This window comes from Frigoribacterium sp. MEB024 (assembly GCF_000878135.1).
Lineage (GTDB): Bacteria > Actinomycetota > Actinomycetes > Actinomycetales > Microbacteriaceae > Frigoribacterium.
The window spans coordinates 1-10,615 of record NZ_JXQZ01000003.1 but is presented as its reverse complement, the minus strand read 5'-3'; the positions used below and the strand labels follow the sequence as shown (position 1 = coordinate 10,615).

General features: G+C 72.8%; 9 protein-coding genes and 1 pseudogene. 5 read left to right on the top strand and 5 right to left on the bottom strand.

Annotated elements, in window-relative coordinates; all coding sequences use genetic code 11:
• The 3 genes from SZ60_RS01700 to SZ60_RS01690 form a co-directional block, all read right to left on the bottom strand.
• The coding region (locus SZ60_RS01700; RefSeq protein ID WP_231567027.1) for a DHA2 family efflux MFS transporter permease subunit at positions 1-1,486 on the bottom strand (1,486 nt) is incomplete at its 3' end.
• 122 nt (positions 1,487-1,608) lie between these two features.
• Positions 1,609-2,487 (bottom strand): ABC transporter permease subunit, encoded by an 879-nt coding sequence (locus SZ60_RS01695; protein ID WP_043593113.1) that lies wholly within the window; start codon positions 2,485-2,487, stop codon positions 1,609-1,611.
• Positions 2,484-3,446 (bottom strand): ABC transporter ATP-binding protein, encoded by a 963-nt coding sequence (locus tag SZ60_RS01690; RefSeq protein WP_043593111.1) that lies wholly within the window; start codon positions 3,444-3,446, stop codon positions 2,484-2,486. Before SZ60_RS01690 ends, SZ60_RS01695 begins: the two co-directional genes overlap by 4 nt.
• A 164-nt stretch (positions 3,447-3,610) precedes the next feature.
• Between SZ60_RS01690 and SZ60_RS01685 the strand changes: the two genes are divergently transcribed.
• From SZ60_RS01685 to SZ60_RS01675, 3 genes are all read left to right on the top strand, one after another.
• A complete protein-coding gene (locus SZ60_RS01685) occupies positions 3,611-4,345 on the top strand; it encodes a DedA family protein (protein ID WP_231567026.1) in 735 nt (244 codons plus the stop codon).
• Positions 4,342-5,061, top strand: coding sequence for a nucleoside/nucleotide kinase family protein (locus SZ60_RS01680; RefSeq protein WP_082059776.1), 720 nt, complete (start codon positions 4,342-4,344; stop codon positions 5,059-5,061). The genes SZ60_RS01685 and SZ60_RS01680 overlap by 4 nt, the downstream gene beginning before the upstream one ends.
• 465 nt (positions 5,062-5,526) lie before the next feature.
• Positions 5,527-6,195, top strand: a complete 669-nt coding sequence (locus SZ60_RS01675) for a histidine phosphatase family protein (protein WP_043593109.1) — start codon at positions 5,527-5,529, stop codon at positions 6,193-6,195.
• A gap of 84 nt (positions 6,196-6,279) precedes the next feature.
• Here the strand turns inward: SZ60_RS01675 and SZ60_RS01670 are convergent, their stop codons facing one another.
• On the bottom strand, positions 6,280-7,557 hold the full coding sequence (locus SZ60_RS01670; protein ID WP_043593107.1) for an FAD-binding protein: 1,278 nt from the start codon (positions 7,555-7,557) through the stop codon (positions 6,280-6,282).
• 103 nt (positions 7,558-7,660) lie between these two features.
• Complete coding sequence (locus tag SZ60_RS01665) at positions 7,661-8,836, bottom strand: ABC transporter permease (RefSeq protein ID WP_052505079.1); 1,176 nt, start codon at positions 8,834-8,836, stop codon at positions 7,661-7,663.
• A gap of 108 nt (positions 8,837-8,944) precedes the next feature.
• Here SZ60_RS01665 and SZ60_RS01660 point away from each other — a divergent pair, with 108 nt between their 5' ends.
• Positions 8,945-9,385 (top strand): MarR family winged helix-turn-helix transcriptional regulator, encoded by a 441-nt coding sequence (locus SZ60_RS01660; protein ID WP_043593105.1) that lies wholly within the window; start codon positions 8,945-8,947, stop codon positions 9,383-9,385.
• Between the two features lie 366 nt (positions 9,386-9,751).
• Positions 9,752-10,615: pseudogene (locus tag SZ60_RS01655) on the top strand (M23 family peptidase); the annotation flags it as partial.

Here is a 10,615-nt window from a genome sequence, read left to right as displayed (position 1 = left end):
GCGGGCGCCGCACGAAGAACGACCCCACGACGGCGAACACCGAGATGATGGCCCCGACCAGGAACGCGGCGCGCACGCCGGCTCCGGTCGCGGCGGCACCGGCACCGGACTGGCTGGCGGCCGCGGTGGCGGCGAGGGTCATCACGGTGACGAACACGGCGGTGCCGGCGGCGCCGGCCAGCTGCTGCACCGTGCCGACGATCGCGCTCCCGTGTGAGTACAGGTTCGACGGCAACGACCCGAGGCCCGACGTGAACAGCGGCGTGAACATGAAGGCCAGGCCGATGCTGAGGGCGACGTGGGCGGCGAGGACCATCGGGATCGGGGTGGACTCGGACACCGTCGACATGAACCACAGCACGGCGCTGACGAGGGTGGTGCCGGGCACGAGCAGCACGGTCGGGCCGTACTTGTCGAACAAGCGTCCCACGACGGGCGACAGCAGGCCCTGGACGAGACCGCCGGGCAGCAGCAGCAGCCCGGTGGCGAGCGGGTCGAGGCCGTGCACGTTCTGCAGGTAGATCGGCAGGACGATCAGGGTGCCGAAGAGGGCGATCATGCCGACGCCGAGCACCGACGCCGAGATCGTGAAGGTGCGCGACGAGAACGTGCGCAGGTCGAGCAGGGCGCGGTCGCGACGCTGCAGCGAGCGCTGACGCAGCACGAACGCGACGAGCGCGACGACGCCGACGGCCAGCGGCACCCAGGCGGGGACGGCGGCCTCGGCCCCCTCGCCGATCGAACTGAGCCCGAAGACGATGCCACCGAAGGCGAAGGCCGACAGGATCACCGAGGTGACGTCGAGGGGCACCTTCTTCGGCGTGGTGACGTTCTTGACGCGGGCGGCACCGAGCGCGAGCGCCACGAGGGCGATCGGCAGCACGAGGATGAACATGAAGCGCCACTCGAGCACGCTCAGGATGACGCCCGAGATCGTCGGGCCGATGGCCGGTGCGACCGAGATGACGATCGAGATGTTGCCCATCGTGCGGCCGCGCGTGGCCGGCGGCACGAGGGTGAGCACGGTGGTCATCAGCAGCGGCATCATGATCGCCGTGCCCGAGGCCTGCACGACGCGGCCGAGCAGCAGCACGCCGAAGCCGGGGGCGATCGCCGAGATCGCCGTGCCCAGGCTGAACAGGCTCATCGCGGTGATGAACACCGGGCGGGTGTTGAAGCGCTGCAGCAGGAAGCCCGTGATCGGGATGACCACGGCCATGGTGAGCATGAAGCCCGTGGTCAACCACTGCCCCGCCGTGACGGTGATGTCGAGGTCGCGCGTGAGGCTCGGCAGGGCGACGCCCATGATGGTCTCGTTGAGGATCACGACGAAGGCCGACACGAGCAGCAGCCCGATGACGAGCTTGTTGCGCGCCTCGGTGCCGGCCTGGTCGCCGTCGGCACCCGCTGTCGCGGTGTCGCCGACTCGGCTCTCGCCGGCTCGGCTGTCGCCGACGGTCGTCGGGGGAGAGGGGTCGATGCTCAAATGGGGCTCCTCGGAGGTGACGGCGGGTATGCCTGTGCGTCCGAACGTACGAGACGGTCCGGTTCTTCCCGATCCGTCACGAACGCCCCGACGTCACCCCGAGGAGGCGCGGTGCCGGTCGGTCAGACGTCGCGTCGCTTGACGAGCGCGAGCGCCAGACCGAAGAGCACCACGACCCAGCCGACGAGCACGAGCAGAGCGCTCCACGGCTCGAGGACGAGGGCTCCGTCCGGGCTGGGCAGGGCCACGGCCGACTGGCCGGAGACGACGTAGTCGTAGAGCCGGGCGGCGGCGTTCGGCGGGATGATCTCGGCCAGCGTGTAGACCCACGCGGCGTCGACGAACGCCGTGAAGATCTGCACGATGATCGGCAGCACGAAGACCAGGCCGACCGAGGCCGCGATTGCACCGGCACCGTTGCGGATGATCGCCCCGAGCGAGAAGGCGATCATGCCGATGAAGGCGATCGAGGCCGCGGCACCGACCACGCTCCGCCAGAGGGCGCCGTCGCCGAAGTCGACCGTGATGTCGTTCGACGGCAGGATCGCGCTGTTGATCAGCAGGGTCAGGACGAGGGCGACCAGCGACACCACGAAGAGCGTCAGCGCGACCACGACGAGCTTGGCGACGACCGCGGGCAGGCGCTTGGGCACCGTGGCGAAGGTCGACCGGATCATGCCCGTGCCGAACTCGCCGGTGATCACCAGGGCGCCCAGGATCGACGCGACGAGCTGGCCGAACACCACGCCGACCGAGACGGACTGCGCGACGATCTGCTGCTGTTGTTCGGTGCTGGCCTCGCCGGCCTGGAACAGGCCCGCGCTCAGGGCGAAGAGGGCACCGAAGCCGACGATGATGACGACCATGATCGACAGGCACCACCAGGTCGAGCGGAGCGTGCGCAGCTTGATGACCTCGCTGCGCAGCACGCCGCCGAAGGTGAGCTTCGAGGTCGGGCGCGCGGGTCGGTCGCGGTGACGGGTGGGGGTCGTGGCGGTCATCGGGTCGCTCCCTGGGGGGTCTGCGTGTCGGGGGCGACGTGGCTGCCTCGCGCCGCGCCTCCTGCGTGGTATTCGACGGAGTCCTGCGTGAGGGTCATGTACGCGTCCTCGAGCGAGCGGACCAGTGGGGTGAGCTCGTGCAGCACGACGCCGGACGAGGCGGCTAGGTCGCCGACCCGCTCGGCGGTGATGCCGCGCAGCTCGACGACGCCGGGCTCGACGGCCGTGACGGCGACGTCGGGCCCCTGCAGCAACGAGACGAGGTGGTCGGCGTGCGGGCTGCGGACGCGGACGGCGTCGCCCGAGGCCTGCGAGATGACGTCCGAGATGGGGGAGTCGGCGAGCACCTTGCCGCGCCCGAGCACGATGAGGTGGTCGGCGGTCTGCGCCATCTCGCTCATCAGGTGCGACGAGAGGAACACGGTGCGGCCCTCGCTCGCGAGGAAGCGGGCCAGGGTGCGCACCCAGACGACGCCCTCGGGGTCGAGGCCGTTGACGGGCTCGTCGAGGATGACGGTGGCCGGGTCGCCGAGCAGCGCGGCGGCGATGCCGAGGCGCTGGCCCATGCCGAGCGAGAACCCGCCGACGCGCTTCTTCGCGACCGATTCGAGGCCGGTCAGGGCGATCACCTCGTCGACGCGCTTCTTGCCGATGCCGTGGGTGGCGCCCATGGCGAGCAGGTGGTCGTGCGCGCTGCGACCGGTGTGCACGGCCTTGGCGTCGAGCAGGACGCCGACCTCGTGCAGGGGGGCCGCGTGGTCCGCGAACCGCTTGCCGTTGACCGTGACGCTGCCGCTGGTGGGGCGGTCGAGCCCGACGATCATGCGCATGGTGGTGGACTTGCCGGCGCCGTTCGGGCCGAGGAACCCGGTGACGAGACCGGGTCGGACCGTGAAGGTGGCGTCGTCGAGCGCGCGCTTGTCTCCGTAGATCTTGGTGAGGTTCCGGGCTTCGATCATCGCGTGCGTCCTGTCGTCGGCATGCTGAGGGGTGTCCGCATCGCCCCAGGCTAGGGGCGCGGTGCGCCCGGGGGCATCCCCCGCCCGGCCGAGACCGGTGGATGCACGAGTGGTCCGCTCGGTGGACGCCGCGTCCCGGGGTCGACCCGTTACAGTCGTCCCTCGTGATCGCCGACACCCTGCTCGCCGCCCTGCCCGCCTCGACCGGCGGGGGGTTCGTCCTCTTCAACCCCGACGAGCTGCTGCCCGCCCTGGGGCCCTGGGCCCTCGCCGGCATCTCGCTGATGGTCTTCATCGAGTCGGGCGTGCTGTTCCCCTTCCTGCCCGGCGACTCGCTGCTCTTCACGGCCGGCGTGCTGCACGAGGCGCTGGGGCTGCAGGTCTGGGTGATCGCGCTCTGCGCCTTCGTCGCCGCGGTGCTGGGCGACCAGGTGGGCTACTTCCTCGGCAACCGATTCGGCCGCCGCCTCTTCACGGACGACGCGCGCATCCTGAAGACGGCCTACCTCGAACGTGCCGAGGCCTTCTTCGCGAAGTACGGCGGCACGAGCCTGATCCTCGGTCGGTTCGTCCCGATCGTCCGCACCTACGTCCCTCTGGCGGCCGGGACCGCGGGCTACCGGTACCCGAAGTTCCTGCTCTTCAACGTGACGGGCGCCTTCCTCTGGGCCGTGGGCATGACGGTGCTCGGCTCGCTGCTCGGCGGCATCCCGTTCATCCGCGACCACATCGACGTGCTGGCGGTCGTGCTCGTCGTGCTGTCGGTCGTGCCGATCGCCCTGCACGCCCTGCTCGCCTGGCGCCGGTCGCGCCGCGAGGCCGCCCTGACCGAGCTGCGCACCGCCGACGTCGGCGACGACGACGGCACCCGTCCCGGCTCGGCCGGCCGCCCCGAGTGACCGTCGCGCCGCTCGGCTCGGTCGACGACCTCGTCTCCCGTGCCCTCGCGGTCCACGCCCGGACGCAGGAGGCGCGGCTCGGCCCCTCCGCGGGCCTCGCCTCGGCCGCCGGGTCGGCCCCGACGCCCGTCCGCACCCTGATCGGCGTCGCGGGTGAGCCCGGTGGCGGCAAGAGCACGGCGGCCGCGGCCGTCGTCGAGGGCCTCACGCGGGTCGGGGTGCGCGCCGTCGTCGTCCCCATGGACGGTTTCCACCTCGCCGGTGCAACCCTCGCCCGACTCGACCGTCTCGACCGCAAGGGAGCCATCGACACCTTCGACGCCGACGGCTACCTCGCCCTGCTCGAGCGGCTGCGGTGGCGGTCGGGGACGGTGTGGGCACCCGAGTACGTCCGCGGCGTCGAGGAGTCGATCGGCGGCGCGGTCGAGGTCGACCCGTCGGTCGAGGTCGTGGTCAGCGAGGGCAACTACCTGCTGGCCGAGCTCGCGCCGTGGCCCGAGGTGCGCTCGGCGTTCGACGAGGTGTGGTTCGTCGACACCCCGTCCGGGCTCCGACGCCGCTGGCTCGTCGACCGCCACGTCCGCTTCGGCATGACGCCCGAGGCCGCCGAGGCCTGGGCCGCCGGCCCCGACGAGGCGAACGCCCGGCTCGTCCGAGCCACCCGCGCCCGGGCCGACGTCGTCGTGGACGCCGGCCGCCTCTGGCCCGACGCCTGACCGCCCGGCCGCACCGCGCCTCCTCGACTTCCGCCTCCCTGTCCCTGCCGCCGCCGCCGCCCGCGCGCTGAGCATTTCGCGACAGAGGCGCCGCGATATGCCGTGCGGCACGGAGGTGAGCGGCGTGTCCCGGGGATGTTGTCGGGTTCGGCACGTCGACGGGGCCGGCAACGGTCGGGAATGGCACAGGCGGAGGGGATGTGCGGGCCGGGATGTGCGCGCCGAGTCCGGGAGGTGCGGGCCGGGATGTGCGCGCCGAGTCCGGGAGGTGCGGGCCGGGATGTGCGCGCCGAGTCCAGGAGGCGCGGGCCGGGATGTGCGCACCGATTCCAGGAGGCGCGGGCCGGGATGTGCGCGCCGAGTCCGGGAGGTGCGGGCCGGGATGTGCGCGCCGAGTCCGGGAGGCGCGGGTCGCGTTCGCCGACCGGCCGACCGTGTCGGAGGTCCGCCCTAGGGTGGACGATCATGCGCCTGTTGTTGATCCGCCACGGTCAGACCCCCGACAACGTCGAGGGCAAGCTCGGCACCGTCGCCCCCGGCGTGGGGCTCACCGACCTCGGTCGGCGCCAGGCCGAGGCGCTGCCCACGGCCCTCGCCGACGAGACGATCGGTGCGCTCGCGGTCAGCACGCTCGTGCGCACGCAGCTCACCGCGGCTCCTCTGGCCGCCGTCACGGGGCTGACGCCGACGGTGCTCGACGGGCTCCGAGAGGTGAAGGCGGGCGACCTCGAGGACCGCAGCGACGCCGCCGCGGTCACGGCCTACGTCGGCTGCGTCTTCTCCTGGGCGGAGGGTGACCTCGACGCGCGGGTGCCCGGATCGGAAGACGGGCACGAGTTCTTCGCTCGCTACGACGCGGCGCTGGCCGACCTGATCGTCGCGGGCGAGCGTGACGGTCACGAGACGGTCGCCGCCGTCAGCCACGGCGCGGCCATCCGCGCCTGGGTCGGGTCGCGGGCGGTCAACGCCGACGACGAGTTCATCCGGCACCACCTGCTCGAGAACACGGGCGTCGTCACGCTCGAGGGCACCCTCGATCGCGGCTGGCGCCTCCGGACCTGGCAGGGCCTTCCCGTCGGCGGTGGCGAGCTGCTCGACCTCGACGCGGCCGACCCCACCGGCGAGTCCTACTGACCGTCGAGACGACCGTCGGTCCGGCCCCCGGGGCCGACGCTCGGCCCGACCCCCGACCCCCGATCCGGCGGCCGCCCGGCACGGCTAGGCGAGCAGGCGCTCGAGTGCCGGGCCGGAGAACTTGCCCTCGGGGTCGACCTCGTGGACGAGCGCGGCGAAGTCGGCCAGCCGGGGATAGGCCTCGACGATCGCCGCGTGCGGCAGGGCCGACAGCTTGCCCCAGTGGGGGCGCGGGGTGAACGGTGCCAGCGCCTCCTCGATCCGGGGGATCAAGGCGGCGACCTCGGTGGGGTGCTTCTTCCAGGTGAACGCGATGGCCAGGCTGTCCTGCGGTGTCGGACTCAACCAGAGCGGGTCGCCCGCGACGGTGCGGGTCTCGCAGGTGTGCAGGTGCGGGCGCAGCTCGTCGCCGAGGTGTCGTACGGCGTGGAGTGCGGCCGCACCGTCCTCGAGGGCGACGAAGTGTTCGCTCTGGAGTTCGGAACCGACCGACGGGGTGGCGTCGATGCGGAAGTGCGGCAGCCGGTCGGCCCACGACCCCACGCTGCCGTCCATCGGGGTCGACTTCGTGCCGGTGACCTCGGCGTGCTCGTCGACGGGGGCGGGGCGGGCGCCCCACAGGTCACGGGGCATCGACACGTCGGCGAGGCCCTCGGGCACGCGCGACTTGACCAGCACCTCGCGGATGCGGTGGTCGAACTCGTGGAAGAAGCTGACGCTGTGACCGGCTCCCATGACGTCCGTCAAGTGGTCCTCGACGCTCGACCAGGGCAGGTCGACGTAGGTGTCCTGCCGCATGCGGAACCCGGGCTGGACGTCGAGGGTCACCCTGACCACCACGCCCAGGGCGCCCAGGGCCACGACGCTGCCGTCGAATCCCTGCTGCCCACGACGGACGGTCCGGAGCGACCCGTCGGGCCCGACGATCTCGAGGGCCGACACCGCGCTCGACAGGCTCCCCAAGCCGAGTCCCGAGCCGTGGGTGCCGGTCGCGATCGCGCCACCCACCGAGATGTGCGGCAACGACCCCATGTTCAGCAGGGCGAGTCCGTGCCGGTCGAGGTGCTGCGCGACGACGGCGTAGTTCGTGCCGGCCCCGACGGTGACGCTGTGGCCGTCGTCCGAGATCACGGGGTCGGCGGGCAACGCCGTGGTCGACACCAGCAGGCCCGGGCCGTCGGCCACGTCGCTGAACGAGTGGCGTGTGCCCAGCGCCCGGATGCGGGGGGCCCCGGCGACGAGTTCGCTCAGCTCGTCGACCGTGGTCGGCTGCACGACCCGGGTCGCCCCGTAGCTGAAGCTGTCGGCCCAGTTGCGCTCGTCGCGTCGGGGTGGCCGGAGGGTCTCGTGCGTCGTCGTCACCGGTCGAGTCTCGCACGCGCCCGCGACGCCTGCCGGGTCGGCCCGCGCCCCCTGCCGGGTCAGGCCGCGGTGCCTGCCGGGTCGGCCCGCGCCCCCTGCCGGGTCAGGCCGCGATGCCCTCCTCGTCCTCGCGGACGGCCACGCGTTCGTTCGCGAGCCGGGTGCGGCGCACGCTCCAGAGATGGGTGAGTCCGGCGAGGGCGAGACCGGCGGCGAGCCAGAGCGAGAGCGTCAGCCCGGCCCGGCCCCAGCCCTGGCCGGGGAAGTACACGATCGACTGCGTGGCGTGCAGCCAGGCGGAGCCGTTCCAGAAGGCACCCAACGCCCCGAAGAAGGGCGGCACGAGCTGCGACGAGAAGACGCCGCCCGAACTGGTGAAGTTCAACATGACGAACAGCATGGTCAGGGCCGGCGTCGTCCAGTGGCGCAGCAGGGGGTGCAGGCCGATGCCGATCACGACGACGGCGGTGACGTACAACCAGCTGACGAGTGCCACACCCCACAGGCCGGTCGTGACGATGCCGTAGACGGGGCCGACGACGACGGTGCCGATCGCCGCGATCACGGCGGCCGTGACGACACCGGCGAGGAGGCGCGAGCCGAGTCCCAGCCGGGCGCTCGCCGCCGAGATGGCCGCGGCGCTCGCGTACGCGCCGACGCTCAGGGCGACGAGCAGGAAGAACAGTCCCTGTCCTGTCGGGTCGCCCTCGCCGCTCGGCACGACGTCGTCGACCTTCAGGGGCAGGCCGAGCTCGTAGGCGACCGGTCCGAACACCTTCTGCAGGACGCTCGCGGTCGTGTCGGACGCCGCGGACGAGACGTACAGGGTCGCGTCGGTGGCGCCGACCTCGAACGCACCCGAGATCTCGCGGTCGGTGATGAGCCTGCGCGCCGCGTCGGCGTCCGCGACGGTGCGCACGTCGAGGGCGTCCGGGTCGGCGTCGTTGAGCTGCTGGGCGAAGACCTCGCTCTGGGCCGAGCTGCCCACGACGGCGACGGGCACGTGGTGGGGGGTCGGGTGGCCGAAGGCGCCGAGATAGGCGAGGGCCATGCCGGTGGCCAGGAAGAGGGGGATGAGCACGTGCAGGCCGAGGGACCGCCAGGCCGCGGCGTCGGGGCGCGGGCGGCGCACGCTCGTGGGCCCGGCGTGCTGGTGACCGCGATGGAGGCGCGGGTCGGGTCGGTCGTCCCGCCCACGGAGAGGGTCGCCGCGGAACGAGTCGGGGTCGGGGCGCGCGCCGTCGTCCGGGCGGTGCAGGGTCAGGTCGGTGGTCGTCACGGGGCTCCTCGTGGTCGGGGGCGCCGTTGCCCGTCGGGTCTACAGTTGCAGTATGCAACACGATCGACCCCCTCGGTGTTCCCGACGGCACGCCGTTAGGCTGGCCCCGTGACGGACCAGCGGGGGCAGCAAGGCATCGACACGGTCTACTCGGAGCTCGAGACCGTGTCCCGACGGGCCGTCGCCCGCGCCCGGCACAAGAGCGCCCCGCTGTCGTTCGTCGAGCACTCGCTCGTCACCTTCATCGCGGCCCACCCCGGGTGCCGAGCCACCGACATCGCGGCGGACTTCGGCCTCAACCGGTCGACCGTCTCGCGCCAGCTCGGCGGACTCGTCCAGCTGGGCCTCGTCGAGCCCGGCGAGGGGGCCGCGGTCGAGGGGCGACGAGGGCAGGCGCTCACGCTGACCGTCCGTGGTCGTGATCTGCTCGCCCGGTCCGTCGACGCCAACCGGTCCGCTCTCGCCGACCGGCTCGAGGGGTGGACGGCCGCCGAGGTCGACGCGCTCGCCGCGGCGTTGCACCGTCTCAACTCCGCCTTCGTCGACTGACCCGGACGGCGCGTCCGGGTCCGTCCGCCTCCGCGACCGGGTCCGTCGGCATCGGCGCCCGAGTCCGGTCCCCGGCGCCGGGTCCCGGCCCGCCCGGGCGATGCCTGTCGTCGTGGGCGACGGGTGTCGCCGACCCGCGCCTCCTCGTCATTCGGGGTACAGATCGTGTGACTCGTGTGACTGGAGTCGTGTCGTGCATCCCCCTGTGAACCCCCGACTGGGGACAAGCCGATGACGAGAAACCTTGATGTGCGGGTTTACCCTTCCCGTTTCCGCCCGTAGGCTGATCGGGTTCCCCACCCCCCGACGACCGTCGATCCGGCGCGTCCTGCGGGCTCGGGGCCGACCAGAGATAGGTGCTCCTCCGTGACTTCGCCCGTGACCCTGCCCCGCCGACAGGGCGTCGCCGCCGCCGTGGCGACGGTGCTGCTCAGCCTCACGCTCGTCGTGTCGGGCACGGTGCTCGGGGCCTCGCCCGCGCAGGCCGCTTCGTACCCCTCGTGGGACGACGTCCAGGCCGCCCGGTCGAGCGAGTCGGCCAAGGCCGCCGAGGTCAGCCGCATCCAGGGGCTGCTCGACCAGCTCGCGAGCGACGCCAGCACCGCCCAGGCCGAGGCCGAGCGTCTCGGTGCCGAGTTCGAGCAGGCCCAGGCCGACGCCGACGCCGGTGCCGCCAAGCTCGCCGAACTGCAGTCGCAGGCCGACGAGAAGGCCGCGGTGGCCGACGCCAGCGAGCAGCGCGCCGGTCAGGTCTCGGCCCAGCTCGCCCGCACGGGTGGCGGCAACGTGTCGTCGCAGCTCGTGGGCGACACCGAGCAGGCGGACGACCTCCTCTACCGGCTCGGCGCGATGAGCAAGCTCACCGAGCAGACCGACGGCATCCGTCAGCAGGCCGTGAACGACCGCAACGTGGCGCAGTCGCTGTCCGACCAGGCCAAGGTCGCCTCGGACGCGCTCGTGAAGCTTCAGGGTGCCGCCCAGGTCTCGATGGACGAGGCGCAGGCCGCGTCCGACGCCGCCGCGGCCGCCGTCGCCGCCCAGCAAGAGAACGAGTCGCGCCTCCAGGGTCAGCTCGCCGTGCTGCAGGACCAGAGCCTGCAGACCGAGGCCGACTACGCCACCGGCGTCGAGGTCGCACGTCAGGCCGAAGAGGCCCGCAAGGCCGCGGCGGCCGCCGAGGCCGCCCGCCAGGCCGAGGCCCTCCGTCAGCAGCGCGCCGCGGCTGCCGCG

What these genes read in the sequence shown, in the direction of transcription:
- SZ60_RS01695 (WP_043593113.1), bottom strand. Translation starts at nt 2,487, where the DNA reads ATGACCGCCACGACCCCCACCCGTCACCGCGACCGACCCGCGCGCCCG.
- SZ60_RS01690 (WP_043593111.1), bottom strand. Translation starts at nt 3,446, where the DNA reads ATGATCGAAGCCCGGAACCTCACCAAGATCTACGGAGACAAGCGCGCG.
- SZ60_RS01675 (WP_043593109.1), top strand. Translation starts at nt 5,527, where the DNA reads ATGCGCCTGTTGTTGATCCGCCACGGTCAGACCCCCGACAACGTCGAG.